This is a genomic window from Amycolatopsis panacis, assembly GCF_003600245.1.
GTDB lineage: Bacteria > Actinomycetota > Actinomycetes > Mycobacteriales > Pseudonocardiaceae > Amycolatopsis > Amycolatopsis sulphurea.
This window is the reverse complement of the sequence record NZ_QZFV01000062.1, coordinates 39,728-57,616: the sequence shown is the minus strand read 5'-3', so window position 1 is coordinate 57,616 and position 17,889 is coordinate 39,728. Positions and strand designations below refer to the sequence as shown.

The following is a 17,889-nucleotide window of genomic DNA, read 5'->3' as shown; positions in this document are numbered from 1 at the left end:
GTCGAGTTGTTTCTGGGAGTGGCTCGACACGGAGGAAAACGGCGATGACAGGGTCCAGTGAGACCGGCACGGCCCAGAGCCGGGCGGGCGAGGAGCAGATCCCGCCGTTCCGCTACACCGCGGAACTGGCCGGGCAGATCGAGCAGCGCTGGCAGGACCACTGGTCCGACCACGGCACCTATCACGCGCCGAACCCGGTCGGGCCGCTCGCCGAGGACGGCGAACCGGCGGGCTCGGACAAGCTGTTCGTGCAGGACATGTTCCCCTACCCGTCCGGTTCCGGCCTGCACGTCGGGCATCCGCTCGGCTACATCGGCACCGACGTGTACGCGCGCTACCACCGGATGATCGGCCGGAACGTGCTGCACACGCTGGGCTACGACGCGTTCGGCCTGCCCGCCGAGCAGTACGCGGTGCAGACCGGCACGCATCCGCGCGTCACCACCGAGCAGAACATCGCCACCATGCGCCGTCAGCTGCGGCGGCTGGGTCTCGGCCACGACGAGCGTCGCTCGATCGAGACCATCGACCCGGACTACTACCGCTGGACGCAGTGGATCTTCCTGCAGATCTTCAACTCCTACTACGACGAGGACGCGCGCAAGGCCCGCCCGATCGGGGAGTTGGAGAAGGCCTACGCGAACGGCGCGCGGGCGACCCCGGACGGTCGCGCGTGGGGCGAGCTGAGCCAGGTCGAGCAGCGCAGGATCATCGACGGTCACCGGCTGGTCTACATCTCCGAGGCGCCGGTGAACTGGGCGCCCGGGCTGGGCACCGTGGTGGCCAACGAGGAGGTGACCTCCGACGGCCGCAGCGATCGCGGGAACTTCCCGGTGTTCCGCAAGAACCTGCGCCAGTGGATGATGCGGATCACCGCCTACGCCGACCGCCTGGTCGACGATCTGGACCTGCTGGACTGGCCGGAGAAGGTCAAGTCCATGCAGCGCAACTGGGTCGGCCGCTCGCAGGGCGCGCGGGTCTCCTTCCCCGCCGGGGGCGAGAAGATCGAGGTCTTCACGACCCGGCCGGACACCCTCTTCGGCGCCACCTACATGGTGATCGCACCGGAGCACCCGCTGGTGGCGAAGCTGACCGCGGCGCAGTGGCCGGGCGAGCACCCGCAGAGCTGGACCGGCGGCGCCGCGACCCCTGCCGAGGCGATCGCCGCCTACCGCTCCGCCGCGGCCCGCAAGTCCGATCTGGACCGCCAGGAGAACAAGGAGAAGACCGGCGTCTTCACCGGCACCTACGCGGTGAACCCGGTCAACGGCACCGAGATCCCGGTCTTCGTCGGCGACTACGTGCTGATGGGCTACGGCACCGGCGCGATCATGGCGGTGCCCGCGCAGGACCAGCGGGACTACGACTTCGCCAAGAAGTTCGAGCTGGACATCATCCGCACCGTCGACCCCGGCCCGGATTTCGACGGCGAGGCGTTCACCGGCGAGGGCCTGGCGATCAACTCGGCCAACGATTCGGTGAGCCTCGACGGCATGGGCGTGGCCGACGCGAAGAAGACGATCATCGCCTGGCTGGAGGACCGCGGCGCGGGCGAGGGCACCGTGCAGTACAAGCTGCGCGACTGGCTGTTCGCCCGGCAGCGTTACTGGGGCGAGCCGTTCCCGATCGTCTACGACGAGAACGGGCTGCCGATCGCGCTGCCCGAGGACCAGCTGCCGGTGGTGCTGCCCGAGGTCGAGGACTACTCGCCGAAGACCTTCGATCCCGACGACGCCGATTCCGAGCCCTCCCCGCCGCTGTCGCGGGCCACCGACTGGGTCGAGGTCACCCTGGACCTCGGCGACGGGCCGAAGAAGTACCGCCGCGACACCAACGTGATGCCGCAGTGGGCCGGCTCGTGCTGGTACCAGTTGCGTTATGTCGACCCGACGAATCCCGACGTGTTCTGCGCGCCGGAGAACGAGGCCTACTGGATGGGCCCGCGTCCGGCCGAGCACGGGGTCGACGACCCGGGTGGCGTCGACCTGTACGTCGGCGGAGTCGAGCATGCCGTGCTGCACCTGCTGTACTCCCGGTTCTGGCACAAGGTGCTGTACGACCTGGGGCACGTGTCGTCGAGGGAGCCGTACCGGCGGCTGTACAACCAGGGGTACATCGAGGCGTTCGCCTACACCGACGAGCGCGGCGTGTACGTGGCCGCGGACGAGGTCGTCGAGCGCGACGGGAAGTTCTTCCTGGGTGACCAGCCGGTCCGCCAGGAATACGGGAAAATGGGCAAGAGCCTGAAGAACGTCGTCACGCCGGACGAGATGTCGCAGGCCTATGGCGCGGACACCTTCCGGCTGTACGAGATGTCCATGGGCCCGTTGGACATGTCCCGTCCGTGGGCGACCAAGGACGTGGTCGGGGCGCATCGGTTCCTGCAGCGGCTGTGGCGGCTGCTCGTCGACGAGCAGTCCGGTGAGCTGCGGGTCAGCGCCGGCGAGGCGACCGAGGCGGACCGGAAGCTGTTGCACCGCACCATCGCCGGGGTCCGTGAGGACTACGCGGAGATGCGGTTCAACACCGCGGGCGCGAAGCTGATCGAGCTGAACAACCACCTGACCAAGGCCTACGGCTCGGCCGCGGCGACCCCGCGGGAGCTGGCCGAACCGCTGGTACTGCTGCTGGCTCCGCTGGCCCCGCACGTCGCCGAGGAGCTGTGGCACCGGCTGGGGCACGTGGACTCGCTGGTGCACGGCCCGTTCCCGGTGGTCGACGAGAAGTACCTGGCCGACGACGCCGTCGAGTACCCGGTCCAGGTCAACGGCAAGGTCCGCGCCCGCATCACGGTTCCCGCGGACGCGGCGGGCGAGGCGGTACAGGCCGCCGCGCTGGCCGAGGAGAAGATCGCGGCGCTGGTCGGGGACAAGACCCCGCGCAAGGTGATCGTGGTGCCCGGCCGGCTGGTCAACATCGTGCTGTAGCAGCGGCGGACCGGGATCCCGAGCAGGTCCCGGTCCGTCCCTTGTGGACAGTCGCGGTGAATTGAGGCATTCCGGCCCGGCCGCTGTCGCGGATCGGTAAGGTGCGGTCGGTGCGCAGCCGAAAGATCACCGTGGCCGCCCTCGGGGCGCTGGCCGGGGCCCTACTCGCCGGGTGCAGCGTGGCGCCCGGTCCGCCGCCAGGGAAGCCCGCCCCGCGGCTGCCCGCCGATTCGGTGGCCTACGACGAGCTGCCGGTGATCACTTCCCGGCCGAAGCTCTTTCCCGGCAGCTGCGCGCAGTTCGAGCAGAATCCGCAGCTGATGCGGCAGCTTCAGGGCAGCTCGCCGTTCTTCAGCCCGGTTTTCCACAGCTGCACCCTCAAGCGCGCGGGCGGCACCCAGGTCGAGGTCGGCAGCAGGGACCCGGACCAGCGCGTGCCGCATCCGTGGATCGGCTACTGGAAGGCCTATTCCTACGGCCTGTATCACTTCCGGCGCATCCTGGTGCTGGATCGCTATTACGCGGTCTCCCAGCTCGATGGCAACGGCTGCCTGGTCGCGGTGAACATCGGCGCCGAGCAGGTCGTCACGGTCCGGGTCGGTGCGCAGCCGCCGGTCGCCGGGGGCTACGAGAACATTCCCCGCCCCGGCGACAGTGTCGAGCAGGACCGGCGGATGGCGGATACCTTCTGTCCGTCCGCGCGGCAGGCCGCCGAGACCTACCTGAGCGCGGTCGACCCCGGAGGCGGTTCGCTGGCCGCCTGATCAGGCCGCTTCCCGGGTGCCCGCCTGCCGGATTCCGGAGCCGGCCAGCCCCAGCCACAGCAGCAGCGAGGTGGCCAGCGCGAGCGGGCCGTGCTCGGCGATGCTGCTCAGCTGCCGGGCCGCCTCGACCGGATCCAGCCAGCCCGCGAGGTCGTTTCCGGTCTGCAGGAACAGGAACACCAGCAACACCAGCAGGTAGGCGGTGATCGCCCCGGCGGTGTTGGGGATCAGCCAGCCGATGGTGACCGCGGCCAGCGTGACCGCGAACGTGCCGAGGGCGACGGCGGCGACCATCGCGCCCGGCCGGTAGGCGAGCAGGAAGTCCACGCCGAGCGTGTCGAGCCGGTGGCGGAAGTGGCCGAAGACCAGCAGCGCCTGCAAGCCGAAGATCACCAGCCAGGTGGCTGCGGCCACGGTCGCCTGTGCCAGGACGTACCGCAGCCGCGAAGGCTGGGCCAGCAAGGTCGGCTGCGCGCTGCGGTAGTGCCATTCCGCGGCGATCAGCTTGACCAGCACCACGTTCATCAGCACCGGGGCGATCCGGATGCTCGCGAACACCGGGGTGAGCTGATCCTCGGTGGTCAACGTCTGCGAGGACCCGCTCAGGAACAGCAGATCGGCCATCAGCAGCACGAGCGGGCCGGCGATCACCAGGATCTTGTCCGCGACGGTCGCGGTCATCTTGCGTACCTCGACCGCCAGCAGCGTGCCGAACGACGCGCGCCGCTGCGCGGCCAGCTGCCAGGACGGCTGCTGCGCGACGGGTGCCTGCGCCGGGATCATCGGCCACCTCCGGTGAGCCGGAAGAAGAGCTCTTCCAGATTCTGTTGTTCCTCGCGCAGTTCCAGTACCTGCACGCGGGCGCCGAACGCGAGGTCGGAGACCTGCCGCAACGGCGCGGCCACGGACATTCCGTCCGGGCCGTCCGGGCGTGCCTCCAGCCGGGCCTGGTGCAGCGCGGTGCCCAGCCGAACGGGGTCAGTGGTGCGGATCAGCGTGCGGGCCGGGCCGGCGAAGCTCTGCAGCGGGCCGTCCGCGACCACCCGGCCGTGCCCGATCATCACCACCCGGTCCGCGGTTTGGTCCACTTCGGACAGTACGTGGCTGGACAGCAGCACGGTCCCGCCGCGGGCCGCGTAACCGCGCAGCAGCTGCCGGGTGGCGCGGATCCCGTCCGGGTCGAGCCCGTTGATCGGCTCGTCGAGGATCAGCATCGGCGGGGCGGTCAGCAGTGCCTGCGCGATGCCGAGCCGCTGCCGCATGCCGAGGCTGTACTTGCCGATCCGCCGGTTCGCCGCGTCGGTGAGGCCGACCTCCGCGAGCACCTGGTCGACCCTGGCCACGGGCAGCCGCATCAGCTTCGCGGCGTTGCGCAGGTGGTGCCTGCCGGTGCGGCCGGGGTGCACCGCCGACGCGTCGAGCAGGACTCCGGCCACGTGCGCGGGATTGGACCACTGCCCGTACCGGCGGCCGGCGATCGTGGCGCTGCCCGAGGTCGGGGCGGTCAGCCCGCAGATCATCCGCAGCGTGGTGGACTTGCCCGCGCCGTTCGGGCCGAGGAACGCGGTGACCGTGCCCGGCTGCAGCGCGAACGACACGGTGTCGACCACGCGACGGCCGCCGTAGACCTTCACCAGCTCCTGGACGTGCAGCACTCCGGCTCCCTCCCCGATCCCGTCCGGATCTTGGCACATCCGGGTATCGGGGCAGGGACGAACCGGTGGATTGCCGGCCCGGCTGGAGAAAACTCACGGCCGGTGGCGCGTTGACCGGGCGCCGCCGGCGCCGATCACTCGGGGGGCTACGTGATCGGCGCCGGCGACCCGGTGCCCTTCCCGGTGCGCTTCCGGTCCAGGCAACGTCACCGTCTTGAGATCAGTGACGCTTGTCGAGAGTGACTCCCGTTGTCGAAGTGACGCCTGGGGGATCAGGATCCCCCAATCGAGTGACGGGCAGGCACTGCTCGCCTGATTGTCGCATCAGACGGCGATAAAGTTACAAAACTCTTCACTTTTAGACAGCAAAGAGTGGCGGACCGGACACTCTGGGCTCGTGTCGGCTCGTGGCAGAGTGGCGGTCATGAGCGCTGTGCTGGTGGTCGGTTCCGCGAACGCCGATCTGGCGGTACCCGTCGACCGCCGGCCCGCGGGTGGCGAGACCGTGCTGGGCGGCGACACCGTGGTGTCCCCTGGTGGCAAGGGTGCGAACACCGCCGTCGCGGCCGCGCGGCTCGGCGCGGACGTCGCCCTTCTCGGTGCGGTCGGCGACGACGACCACGGCCGGTTGCTGCGTGCGTCGCTGGCCGATGCCGGGGTCAGCGCACGGTATTTGCGGACCGTTGACCGGCCGACCGGTGTCGCCTACATCACAGTCACTCCGGACGGCGAGAACTCGATTCTCGTCTCCCCCGGCGCCAATTCGGCGCTGGCGCCCGGTGACCTGACCGAGGACGTGTTCGACGGTGTCCGTGTCGTGGTCCTGTCGTTGGAAGTGCCGCTGCCCGCGGTCGAAAGTGCGGTTGCCCGTGCCGCCGAGAAGGGTGTGCGTGTCCTGCTGAATCTCTCGCCGGCCGCGAGGCTGTCCGCCGAAACGCTGGCCGCGCTGGACGTGCTGCTGGTCAACGAGCACGAAGCCGGTTACCTGCTCGGCGCGGACGACGCCGATCCGCGCAAGCTCCTCGAACTCGGCCCGCGTGCCGCTGTGGTCACGCGTGGTGCCGCCGGAGCCGTCGTGATCGATGGCGATATGTCGACGACGGTGGAGTCTCCTCGGATGACTGCGGTGGACACAACCGGCGCCGGTGATGCGTTCGCCGGTGCGCTGGCCGCCGCGCTTGCCGAGGGGGTCGATCTGGTCGAAGCCGCCCGGCGTGCGGTGCGCGTGGCCGCGATCAGTGTGACCCGGCACGGTGCGCAGCCCTCCTATCCGACGGCCGCCGAGCTGGGCGTGGGATAGCTTCCCGGCGAGACGCGACCGGTTCCGGCAGACTTCGGCCGTGGAGGTGGGTCCCGATGGCAGCAGAACGGGCCGGGCGAAGGATTCCGGCGGCATCCTGTGAGATTGGCGCCAAGGTGAGCTATGGTCTAGACCATGTCTGAGACTGCAGCCGAGCCGACGCCACCGAGTTCGCCGCTGACCGGGGTCGCGGTCAGCCCGGGCCGGGCGAGCGGGCCGGTGGTGCGGGTCGCCGAAGGACTCGGGGAGCCCGCGAGCACCCCCGAACCCGCCGATCCCGAGGCCGAGGCGGCCCGGATCGAACCCGCCGCCCACGCCGTGGCCGCGCGGCTGGAGGCACAGGCGGAGGCCGCCACCGGCGAGGCCGCGACGATCCTCGTCACGACCGCCGCGATGGCCGCCGACCCGGCACTGGCCACTCAGGCTCACCAGCTGGTGACGGCGCGGAAAATTCCCGCGACCCGCGCCGTCTACCAGGCTGCCGAAGGATTCGCCGAAGCACTGGCGGCTGCCGGCGGGTACATGGCCGAGCGCGTTCGCGACGTCCGGGACGTGCGTGACCGGATCGTCGCCGAGTTGCTCGGCGTCGCCCCGCCTGGGGTGCCCGAGCTGACTTCGCCGAGCGTGCTCGTCGCGCGCGACCTGGCTCCCGCGGACACGGCCGGGCTCGACCCCGCCAAGGTACTCGCCCTGGTCACCGAGGAGGGCGGCCCGACCAGTCACACCGCGATCCTCGCCCGTGCGCTGGGAATTCCGGCGGTGGTCGCGGTCCGCGGGCTGCTCGCGCTGGACGCCGCGGCGCTCGCGGTGGACGGCGACGCCGGGGTGGTCGAGGTCGCCGACCCGGCCGCGCCGGTCGTCACCGCCGTCGCCGCCGGCCCGGCCGAGTGGAACGGCGTCGGCGCGACTTCCGACGGGCATCCGGTGAAGGTCTACGGCAACGTCGGCTCCGCCGCCGACGCACAGGCCGCCGCGGACGCGGGTGCGGAGGGCGTCGGCCTGTTCCGTACCGAGTTCTGTTACCTGGACGCGTCATCGGAGCCGTCCGTCGAGGAGCAGCAAAAGGCTTACACCGCAGTGCTTTCGCCGTTCCGCGGCAAGCCGGTGATCGTGCGCACGCTCGATGCCGGTGCGGACAAGCCGCTCGCCTTCCTGTCGCCGGAGGCCGAACCCAACCCGGCGCTGGGCGTGCGCGGTCTGCGGGTGGCCTTCGAGCGGCCGGAGGTGCTCGACCGGCAGCTCGCGGCGATCGCCGGGGCCGCCGAGGAATCCGGCGCGCATGTTTCGGTGATGGCGCCGATGGTGGCCACGGCCGAAGAGGCCGCCTGGTTCGCCGAGCGCGTCCGCGCGGCGGGGATCGCCCGTGCCGGGGTGATGATCGAGATCCCGGCCGCGGCGTTGTCCGCGCGAGAGATCCTGTCGGTGGTCGATTTCGTCTCGGTCGGGACGAACGACCTCGCCCAGTACACCTTCGCCGCGGACCGTCAGCTCGGCGCGGTGGCGAAGCTGAACGACCCGTGGCAGCCGGGGTTGCTGCGGCTGCTGAAGCCGATCGGCGAGGCGGCGGCCGCGACCGGCAAGCCGGCCGGCGTGTGCGGCGAAGCCGCCGCCGACCCACGGCTCGCGCTGGTGCTGGCCGGGCTCGGGCTCACCAGCCTGTCGATGAACGCGCCCGCCGTCCGCGCCGTCGGTGCCGCTTTGGCGACCGTGTCGCTGGCCGAGGCCCGTGACCTCGCCACCGCCGCACTCGCCGCTCCCGACCCGGCCGCCGCACGCAAGACCGTCGCCGACGCGCTCGCCGAAAAGCTGTGAAGGCCACCTTCACAGCCTCTGGGTCTAGGGTTTCGGCAAAGTCGGTGTAGAGGTCTGTGAAGGGACCCTTCACGGACTCTGAGTCTGTGAAGGGTCCCTTCACAGCCTTGGGAATCAGCCGAAGAGACCCCGCCGCGGGTGCCGGATGACCAGCGAGCCACCGATGATCCGGCCGGTGACGACGTACCGCGGGGTGCCGAGGCCGCCGTTGGTGCCGGTCTTGTCGTCGAGCGAGCCGAACTTGATCTCGGTGATCGCGTTGTAGTCGATCGCCGCCTCCCGCGGGATGATCAGCTCGACCGAACCCCACTTCGAGTCGAGTTCGATCTGCACCGACGGAGTGGACACCCTTGCCTGCGTGAAGTCGAGCTTGGTGCTGCCGTACTTGTTGTGCACAACGAGCAAGGGCGGCACCACCCACGGGCCACTGCGCTGCAACGAGGAGTACTTCGCGTTCAGCTCCAGCCGCTGACCGGGCGCGTAGTCGGGCAGCGCGCCGTAGGACTGCTGGGGCACCGGCGCCGCGGCGGGGTGCACCAGGCCGGGCAGATCGGCGAGCACGGTGTTCAGCTCGCCACGGGTGCGCGAGGCCAGCGCCACGTCGGTGCGCTCGGTGAACTCGTCGAGGGTGAGCATGCCCTGCCCGATCGCCTTCTGCAGAACCTCGACCACGTGCTCGCGTTCGTCATCGGACACCCGGATGTCGCGCGCGGTCATAGTCCTGGTCTCCGGCGCAGTCGTCTCTTCCTCGCTCATGTCCACCGATGGTAGGACCCGGATCCCGCTGCCAGATCGGGGAAATACCCTGAACGCCTCCCCTACCGGCCGCTACTGGTCGAGCCCGTGCTCGATCGCGTATCGGGCGAGTTCCACGCGGTTGTGCAGCTGGAGCTTCCGCAGCGTGGACTGTACGTGGTTTTCCACCGTGCGATGCGAGAGCACCAGCCGCTCGGCGATCTGCCGGGCGGTCAGCCCCTTCGCGACCAGGCGCAGCACGTCGGTCTCGCGTTCGGTGAGCCGGGGCGGTTCCGGCGTGCCCGCCGGGGCCTCGGCCATCCGCCGGTACTCGCCGAGCACGAGCCCGGCCAGCCCGGCGGTGAACACCGGAACTCCTTCTGCGGTCCGGCGCACCGCGTCCACCAGCTCCGCGGCGGACGCCGATTTCACCAGGTAGCCGGACGCGCCCGCCTTCACCGCCTCCAGCACGTCGCTTTGCGCGCCGCTGGCCGAGAGCACCAGCACCCGAGTCTCCGGCACCGCGGCGGTGATCTCCCCGGTCGCCACCACCCCGGACGTCTCGCCGAGGTTGAGGTCCATCAGCACCACATCCGGGCGTACGGTACGGGCGATGCGCACGGCCGACGGCGCGTCCGGGGCGGTGGCCCGCACCTCGAACCCGTGCTCGGCCAGGTCGCGGGCGACGCCGTCGCGCCAGATCGGATGGTCGTCCACGACCATCACCGAGATCGTCTGCTCCGTCATCGCCCGCCGTCCTTGCGCACCCGTACTTCCCACTCGGTCCCCCGGCCGGGCGCGCTGTCCAGCAGCGCGGTCCCGCCAAGGTCGGCCATCCGGCGGCGAATCGACTTCGCCACTCCGAGCCTGCCCTCGGCCGCGGCCCGCGCCAGCCGGTCGGGCTCGATTCCCGGTCCGTCGTCCCGGATGCTCACCACCACCTCGTCGCCGAGGTCCTCCAGCAGGACCCAGGCCCGCGCCGCCGGACCGGCATGTTTCTCCACATTGGACAGTGCCTCCCTGGTGACCGCGACGAGTTCCGCGCTCAGGTGCGCCGGCAGGTCGACCGCACCGGCCGGCGCGGACACCTGCACCGACGTGGTGGCGAGCAATTGCAACGCCGAGCGAAGATCGGCCGTGCCACCGTCTCCGGCACGGCCCGGCTCGCTGCTCACCAACGCACGCAGCGCGATTTCCTGCTCGCCGGCCAGCTTCGCGAGTTCCGCCGCTTCGCCGCCTGCTTCTAGCCCACGGCGGCGTGCGGGCGAGAACCTGCAGAACGCTGTCATGGATTGAACGCGCGAGCCGTTCTCGCTCCGCAGTAGCCGCTTCGGTGCGTAGGGCGCGAGCGAGCGCTTCAGCGGAGCTTCGGGCGAGCGTGGCCGCCATGCCGACGAGCAAGCTACTCGCGCACAACAGCAACCCGTCGCGGAAGACATCGAGGTCGAAGGTCTCTCGTGCCAAGCCCGTGCCGATTGCGACCACCAGGCCGGCCACGACGCCGCCTCGCGCACCGAAGCGGGTGGCTGCGGCGAGTGGGCCGACTGCCGCCCACACAGTGGTGATCAACGGCGCTGTATGGGCGTACTGCGCTTCGGAAAGAATCCACGGCGAAGTGAGCATGAAGACCGAGGTGAGTGCGACGTCGAGTACGACCAGCCATCGGCTTCGGCCATTCTCCCGCACGTACGCGAGGCTCGACAGGACCGTCCAGGCACCCATCGCGCTGATGACCGCCCAAGCCAGCCACAGCCGGTTGAAGTCCGCGTGGTGCACGATCACCACACCGGCTGCGAACGCCCAGGTCACCACCCGGAGAACGACCACCCCGCGCCACAACGGCGTGGCCGGGTCCCGGACGAGAGGCGCGCTCACTTCCCCTCTTCGGCGGGCTTCGCATCCTCCTCGGGCTTTTCGGGCTTCTCCGGTTCCTCCGGGGAAGCCTTGGAGGCGTCCAGAACCTTGCCGCGCAGGGTGTCGACGTCCGCCGGATCGACCCCGGATTCGTGCAGCAGCGAGCGGATACCGGCGTTCAGCACGGCCAGCAGCGGCACCGAGAGCAGTGCACCGGCGATCCCGGCCGCGACCAGCCCGGTGGCGATCGCCAGCACAACGGCGAGCGGGTGCAGCTTGACCGCGCGGCCGAGCAGCAGCGGCTGCAGGATGTGGCTTTCCAGCTGCATCACGGCGATCACGATGGCCAGCACGATCACCGCGCCGATCACGCCTTTGGTGACCAGTGCGATCAGCACCGCCACGCCGCCCGCGATCACCGCGCCGATGATCGGGATGAACGCACCGAGGAAAACCAGCGTGGCGAGCGGGATCACCAGCGGCACGCCGACCGCCCACAGCCCGATGCCGATGCCCACCGCGTCCACCACGGCCACCGCGGTCGTCGCACGGATGTAGCTGACCAGCGAGGCGAATCCGCGCCGTCCGGCCACGTTCACCCGCAGGCGCACCTGCCGCGGCACCCCGCGGACCAGGAAGTTCCAGATGCCGTCGCCGCCGGCCAGGAAGAAGATCGTGACGAACAGGGTGAGCACGAACCCGGTCAGGATCTCGCCGACCGTGCTCGCCGTGGTGAGCGCGGTGCTGGTGATCCACGACTGGTTGACCTGCAGGAACCCGATGGCCTGGTCGAGGAAGTGCTGGATCTGCTCCTGGCGCACGTGGAAGGTGCTGATCACCCAGTCCCGGATCTGGTTCAGGCTGTTGGTCAGCTGCACCTGCAGCTGCGGCAGCCCGCTGGAGAACTGGGTGATCACGAAGGTGAGCAGCCCGCCGAGCACCACGATCGCGAAGATCAGCATGATCGCGGTGGCCAGCCCGCGCGGCACCCGCCACTTCACCAGCCGGGCCACCCCGGGGGCGAGCAGCGCGGACAGCAGCAGCGCGATGGAGACCGGCACCACCACCGAGGCCAGGTAGCCGAGCAGCCACAGGATCACCCAGAGTGCCGCGACCACCACGACAACCCGCCAGGACAGCGCGGCGGACACCCGGAGACCCTTGGGGACCACGCTGGTGACGTCGGTCGATTCGGAGAGGAACGGGGGCTCGCGCCGTTCACGCCCAGTCTGGCTCACGAGGTCACCGTATCGGGTCCGTGCCGGTCTGGATCGGGCCAGTCGTGGCAAACCGGACGTAACAAGGAGTGTTCTGACGACTATTGGCGTGACTCGGGCCTTATCGGTGATCCGTTCACCGAATCCGCGGTATCCGCCCTCTCTCCTCCGGGAATGACGCAGGGTAAGGCACGGACACACCCTGTGTCGTTCACACGATGGTGGCATCAAGTCGTGTCAAAGATGCGCGCCGGCCGGTCGGCCTGGTTCTCTCGGCGTCGAGCACAACGCGCGGAATCGGCTTTTGCCGTTCCTCGAAAGATTTCGAATCTCTTTCTGCCAAGGAGAAATATCCAGTGACGAACGCTGCTGCGCACGAGAGGCGAGGCGCCACCCGCGCCGGTCGTCTCGCGTCGCGCGCACTGTTCGTCCTCGGTGGCGCGGTCGCCGCGACCGCCGCCGCCTGGGCCATCTCCTCGGCGTCCGCCTCCGCCGCCCCTGCCGTGGACGTCCCGGACACGGACGGCGCCTCGGACACCTCCGTGCAGACGGACGGGCCTGCCGGGAACACGCTGAACACCAGCATCACCCCGATCACCGACGCGACCGTGGCCGATCTCGGCGACGTGACCCGCGAAACCTCCCGGCTCTCCGGCGAGGTCGCCGGTGCCGCCATCGGCGCCGCCAACCAGCTCGCCTCCTGCGCGCAGAGTGCCACCAGCTGGTCCGCGCCGGGCGCCACCCGGCCGGATTGCGAGCCGGAGCACGGTTCCCGCGATGCCCAGCGCGGCGTCACGAGCCGCGAGGTGGCCGACCGGGTCAGCGCGGCGGTGGCCGAGTTCGGCGAGCGCGCGGTGCTCCGGCCGGTGCAGCGTGGCCTCGGCTCGCTTGAGCACATCGTGCGCAAGCCCGAGGACACCAAGCAGGTGCTCACCGAGGTGACCAAGCCCTCGCCGGAGGCGCGGGAGTTCGGCCGTACCCTCATCGCCCTGCTCGACCCCGGGCACGCGAGCAAGCTCGTCGAGCTGCCCGCGCTCCCGGTGCTCCCATCGGCCCATCCGGTCGAGACGCTTCCCGCCGCGGCCCCCGCCGTCGCGGATGAGACCCCCAGTGCCACTGCAATGTCCATTTCGGACGTCTTGCAGTCGATCTTCGCTTCGGCTGACGCACCACGCAAGGACATTCCGTCCGGGCGCACCGGTGTGCGGTCCTCGAACCAGCACCACAGCGATCTGCCGGGTGCCCCGTTCGGCCCGGTCCAGCTGCCGATCGCACCCCTCTCTGTGCCGAGCATGCCGGGCGGCGGCAGCACCGCGCCCGGTGGTCACCTCGACGGACTCAACCTGGGCGTGCCCCAGTGGGTCACCGCTGCCGCCGACAGCGCCGTGGCGGGGATGTCCCGCGTCGGCGTGCGGCACGTGTCGATCACTCCGGGCGAGCAGCCCGGCGTCACTCCTGACTGATTCACTTCACCCGCGGGGTCGTTGACCCGCCGCGAGCACCTCTGCTCGTACCGGCGGCACAACCATTCCGCGGGTTTTTCGCGCGATGCGCATTTCTGCGCTCGCACCCCCCAGTGCGCACGGCGCACTCCGAAAACCCGCAAGGGAACCCCGAATAAAGGAGAAAAATCCCATGCAGACCTGGGCAAAGCGCGGACTCCAGACCGCGTTGGTCACGGGTGGGTTGCTGATGCTGGGCACCGGCATCGCTTCGGCAGACGAGAACGTCAACCCGGACACTCCGGCCTCCCCGCTCGACCTGAACGTCACCGTGCCGATCGACACCAGCAACAACGCCATCGGCACCCCGCTGGGTCAGCTCAACGTCCCCGGATACAAGGGCGAGATCAGCACGAAGCCGGTCACCTCTGCGGTCAAGAAGGCGCTGTCCTCGGCGAAAGCGCCCGCCGGTGCGGCCGGCTCGCTGACCGGTGAGCTGCCCAAGACCGAGCAGACGCAGGCCTTCACGCCGTCCCACGACGTGCTCAAGGGCAACAAGATCGCCGGTGACCTGGTCGTCCCGGTGCAGATCGTGGACAATGCGGTCGGCGTGCTCGGCGACGCGCACGTCGAGGGCACCTCGCACGAGCAGAACTACAGCCACAACCAGGACATCGCCACCTCCGGCAAGAACTCCGCGCTGGCCGGCAACGTGGTCGCGCTGGACTGGGCGCTGCCGGTGCAGATCGCGGGCAACGGCGTCGGTCTGGCCGGCGGCAGCGGCGCGGTGCACGGCGGTTCGGCCAGCCAGAGCGCCGCCGCGACCGGCAACATCGACACCACCGGCAAGGGCTCCGGCCTCTCCGGCAACGTGATCGCCGGCCAGTTCGCCACCCCGGTCCAGGTGACCGGCAACGCCGCGTCCTGGATCCTCGGCAACGCCTACAGCGAGTACAACGCCGACACCTCGGCCACCGCCGGCGGCTCCGCCAAGACCAACGGCAAGGGCTCCTCGGCCAGCGGCAACGTGGTCGGCGCCCCGATCGCGCTGCCGATCAAGTTCAACGGCAACGCCGGCGGCGTCTGGGGCTCGGACGCGGACGCCAACTCCAGCTCGATGGCCGACGCCAAGGCCGGCGACAAGCGTCCGGGCAGCCTGCACGGCACCCCGACCTACCTGGAGACTGAGGGCGACGGCTCGTTCCTCGGCGGCAACGCGGTCGCCCCGCAGCTGAGCCCGGTCGCCAACGTGGCCTCGGTCGCCGGCTCGTGGATCGGCAACGCCACCACCGGTCAGGCACTCGACCGGGAGGGCTCCAGCCACTCCAGCACGGTGGACTCCGGCGGCTTCATCAAGACCAGCGGCCAGGACGCGGCCGGTGCGGGCAACGTCGTCGACCCGGCCGTCGCGCTGCCCGTCGAGGCCTGCGGCGTCGGTGGCACCTACATCGGCAACGCGCACGCCGCGTGCGACAACACCACCCTCGTGAACGCCGGCAACGGCAGCTACACCCGCGGCAACGGCTCGGTGCTCTCGGGCAACATCGCCAACAGCCAGGTGGCGGGCGCCCCCGAGCTGCACGGCATCGCCGGCAGCCACATCGGGAACGCCTCCGGCACCTCGACCGAGGACAAGGTCGTCACCGCCGGCGGTTACGACGGCAGCCAGGGCAACGACTCGTCCGGCTCGGGCAACATCGTGCAGGTGCCGGTCGCCCTCCCGGCCGAGATCTTCGGCGTGGGCGGCTCGTTCATCGGGCAGGGCGAGGCCGAGGCCGCCGAGACCAAGGTCGTGCAGGCCGGCGGCGGTGGGAACACCGCGGACGACAACGGCTTCCTGAGCTCGAACCTCGGCACCGTCCCGGTGTCCACCCCGGTGCAGCTGTTCGGCATCGGCGGCGCGTTCATCGGCCAGGGCCACGGCGAGGCCACCAACGACACCACCTCGGGTGCGGGCGGGGACATCCACGGCAGCGGTCCGGCCGGTGCGGGCGCGGGCAACCTCATCGAGGTCCCGGTCTCGCTGCCGGTGCAGGGCCACGGCGTCGGCGGCGCGCTCGGCGGCATCGGCACCGGCTGGGCCGACAACCTGACCGACTCCACCGCCGGTGGCAACGCTTCCACCGACGGCAAGGCGGGTGCGATCGCCGGCAACATCGTGAAGGCGCCGGTCGCCGGTGCGGCCACGCTCTTCGCGGACGGGATCGCGGGCGCCGCGCTCGGCCACGGCGGCGGCACCAACGACCTCACCTCGACCTCCGGCGGCGACGCCGTGACCAACGGTGACGCCGGTGCGATCGCGGGCAACATCATCGGCGTGGACCCGCTCGCGGTCGCGCAGGTGTTCGGCGACGCGGTGTCGGTCGTGGGCGTCTCGTCCGGCGACGGCGCGAACCACACCGTCGTGACCAACGCCGGGGACGACACCACCTCGGGTGTGGAGGGTGCGCTCTCCGGCGACATCCTGGACCTCCCGGTCACCGCGGTGGCGCAGGTGTTCGGCGACGCGGTCGCCGTGGCCGGTGTCGCGGACGCGGTGGGCAACAACGAGCTGACCGCGTCCAACGGTGGCACCCCCACCACCGACGGTCCCGGCGACGCGCTGTCCGGCTACAACTTCTACCACCCGCTCGGCGCGGTGGTGCAGGTCTTCGGCCTGCCGCTGGAGCTGGTCGGACGGGCCACCGCGGAGGCGACCAACGCCACCGAGATCGTGGACGAGCCGCAGATCAACGTGCCGGTCGGGGGCGAGATGGCGGCCGACGAGCTGCCCGCGCTGCCGACCGCGGCCGCGCTGTCGAGCCTGACCGCGCTGCCTGCCGACGGTGGCCTGCGGTCGCTGCCCATCGGCGGCGACCTGCCGGAGCTGCCCGCGCTGCCGACCACGGCCGGACTGCCGGGCCTGCCCGCGCTGCCCGGTGCCGAGCAGCGTGCCGACCTGCCGTTCCACGGGCTGTCCGCGCTCGGCCAGCTGGACCAGCTCAAGCGAGTGGCCCAGGTGAACAGCATCTCGCTGCCGACGGTCTCCGGCCTGAAGGACGGCGTCACGCTGCCTTCGGTCCCGGGCCTGCCGAAGCTGAAGGCCGGCGACGAGCGTGCCGACGTGCCGTCGCTGCCGGTCCAGCTGCCGCTGCAGACGGATCTGCCGACCCTGGCGCAGCTGCCGTCCGCGACCGCGGTGCCGACCACCCTGCCCACCACGCTGCCGGCCAAGGCCGGCCCGCTGGGTGCGGTGCAGAGCGTCGTCGCGAAGGTGACCTCGTTCTTCAAGAAGTGAGTCGGGATTGACCCGGACGGGCCCGGAAGCCACTCGGCTTCCGGGCCCGTTTTTCGTGTCAGGTCAGGCGAATTCGAGGGAGCGCTTGGCCAGGCCGTACCAGAATCCGTCGATCACCGTGCGGCCCTTGCCTTCGGCCGAACTCGCGCCGAGCGATACGAACAGCGGCGCGAAGTGTTCGATCTTCGGATGGGCGAGGGCCGCGGCCGGGGCTTTGTGCCGGAAGTCCAGCAGCGCGTCGAGGTCGCCGGAACCGAGTACCTCGGCACCCCAGTGGTCGAATTCCGCGGACCACTGCGGTGGCACGCCGTCGCTCCCGTCGACCTGGCGGAGCGCGCTGAGGTTGTGGGTGAAGAAACCGCTGCCGACGATCAGCACCCCCTCGTCCCGCAACGGCGCCAGCTTCCGGCCGAGGTCGTAGAGCACCTGCGGATCGAGCGAGGGCAGCGAAATCTGCAGCACGGGCACGTCCGCACCCGGGTACATCTCCACGAGCGGTACGTATGCGCCGTGGTCGAGCCCGCGCTCCGGCGCGTCCCGCACCTGTGTGGCGGTGGAGTGCAGCAGCTTGCGCACCCGTGCGGCCAGCTCCGGTGCCCCGGGTGCGGCGTACTGCACGCGGTAGTAGTGCTCCGGGAAGCCCCAGAAGTCGTAGACGAGCGGCACCGTCGTGGTCGCGCCGAGCGTGAGCGGCGCCTCTTCCCAATGCGCCGACACGACGAGAATCGCCTGAGGCTTGGGCAGTTCGGCGGACCATGCGGCGAGCTGCCGGGTCCAGGTGACGTCGTCCGCGAGCGGTGGCGCCCCGTGGCTGAGGTAGAGGACCGGGGTGCGGATCGCCATAACGGCCTCCAGTTGTTTGAAACTTCAACTACTAGCGTAACCGACGTTCGCGGCTGGGGCGAT

The 17,889-nt window shown here is 70.5% G+C and carries 12 protein-coding genes and 1 pseudogene; 6 read left to right on the top strand and 7 right to left on the bottom strand.

Annotated elements, in window-relative coordinates; all coding sequences use genetic code 11:
• Positions 1–44 precede the first annotated feature (44 nt).
• Both leuS and D5S19_RS05820 read left to right on the top strand, forming a co-directional pair.
• The gene (gene leuS, locus D5S19_RS05825) at positions 45–2,927 is read left to right on the top strand and encodes a leucine--tRNA ligase (RefSeq protein WP_233573742.1); all 2,883 of its coding nucleotides are present in this window, start codon (positions 45–47) and stop codon (positions 2,925–2,927) included.
• A 110-nt stretch (positions 2,928–3,037) separates the two neighbouring features.
• Positions 3,038–3,691 carry a hypothetical protein gene (locus D5S19_RS05820; protein ID WP_233573741.1) on the top strand — a complete coding sequence of 218 codons (654 nt, stop codon included), beginning with the start codon at positions 3,038–3,040 and terminating at the stop codon, positions 3,689–3,691.
• Here the strand turns inward: D5S19_RS05820 and D5S19_RS05815 are convergent, their stop codons facing one another.
• A complete protein-coding gene (locus tag D5S19_RS05815) occupies positions 3,692–4,474 on the bottom strand; it encodes a hypothetical protein (protein ID WP_120022289.1) in 783 nt (260 codons plus the stop codon).
• A complete protein-coding gene (locus tag D5S19_RS05810) occupies positions 4,471–5,346 on the bottom strand; it encodes an ABC transporter ATP-binding protein (RefSeq protein WP_120022328.1) in 876 nt (291 codons plus the stop codon). Before D5S19_RS05810 ends, D5S19_RS05815 begins: the two co-directional genes overlap by 4 nt.
• 424 nt (positions 5,347–5,770) lie before the next feature.
• On the opposite strand from D5S19_RS05810, the gene D5S19_RS05805 reads away from it, so the two are divergent.
• Both D5S19_RS05805 and ptsP read left to right on the top strand, forming a co-directional pair.
• Positions 5,771–6,646 carry a ribokinase gene (locus D5S19_RS05805; RefSeq protein WP_120022327.1) on the top strand — a complete coding sequence of 292 codons (876 nt, stop codon included), beginning with the start codon at positions 5,771–5,773 and terminating at the stop codon, positions 6,644–6,646.
• A 135-nt stretch (positions 6,647–6,781) separates the two neighbouring features.
• A complete protein-coding gene (ptsP, locus tag D5S19_RS05800; protein WP_120022288.1) occupies positions 6,782–8,458 on the top strand; it encodes a phosphoenolpyruvate--protein phosphotransferase in 1,677 nt (558 codons plus the stop codon).
• Positions 8,459–8,572: 114 nt separating this feature from the next.
• Here ptsP and D5S19_RS05795 read toward each other — a convergent pair whose 3' ends face one another.
• From D5S19_RS05795 to D5S19_RS05780, 4 genes and pseudogenes are all read right to left on the bottom strand, one after another.
• Positions 8,573–9,214, bottom strand: coding sequence for a DUF1707 SHOCT-like domain-containing protein (locus D5S19_RS05795; RefSeq protein ID WP_120022287.1), 642 nt, complete (start codon positions 9,212–9,214; stop codon positions 8,573–8,575).
• 72 nt (positions 9,215–9,286) lie between these two features.
• A complete protein-coding gene (locus D5S19_RS05790; RefSeq protein ID WP_120022286.1) occupies positions 9,287–9,940 on the bottom strand; it encodes a response regulator in 654 nt (217 codons plus the stop codon).
• A pseudogene (gene macS / locus D5S19_RS05785) lies at positions 9,937–11,068 on the bottom strand (MacS family sensor histidine kinase). The gene D5S19_RS05790 and the pseudogene macS overlap by 4 nt, the downstream one beginning before the upstream one ends.
• Positions 11,065–12,285 carry an AI-2E family transporter gene (locus tag D5S19_RS05780; protein ID WP_120022285.1) on the bottom strand — a complete coding sequence of 407 codons (1,221 nt, stop codon included), beginning with the start codon at positions 12,283–12,285 and terminating at the stop codon, positions 11,065–11,067. The pseudogene macS and the gene D5S19_RS05780 overlap by 4 nt, the downstream one beginning before the upstream one ends.
• Positions 12,286–12,620: 335 nt before the next feature.
• On the opposite strand from D5S19_RS05780, the gene D5S19_RS05775 reads away from it, so the two are divergent.
• Together D5S19_RS05775 and D5S19_RS05770 are read left to right on the top strand one after the other, a co-directional pair.
• Positions 12,621–13,727, top strand: a complete 1,107-nt coding sequence (locus D5S19_RS05775; protein ID WP_120022284.1) for a hypothetical protein — start codon at positions 12,621–12,623, stop codon at positions 13,725–13,727.
• A gap of 172 nt (positions 13,728–13,899) precedes the next feature.
• Entirely contained in the window at positions 13,900–16,983 is a 3,084-nt protein-coding gene (locus D5S19_RS05770) for a beta strand repeat-containing protein (protein ID WP_233573740.1), read from the top strand.
• 63 nt (positions 16,984–17,046) lie between these two features.
• Here the strand turns inward: D5S19_RS05770 and D5S19_RS05765 are convergent, their stop codons facing one another.
• Entirely contained in the window at positions 17,047–17,826 is a 780-nt protein-coding gene (locus tag D5S19_RS05765) for a dioxygenase family protein (RefSeq protein ID WP_120022283.1), read from the bottom strand.
• Positions 17,827–17,889 lie beyond the last annotated feature (63 nt).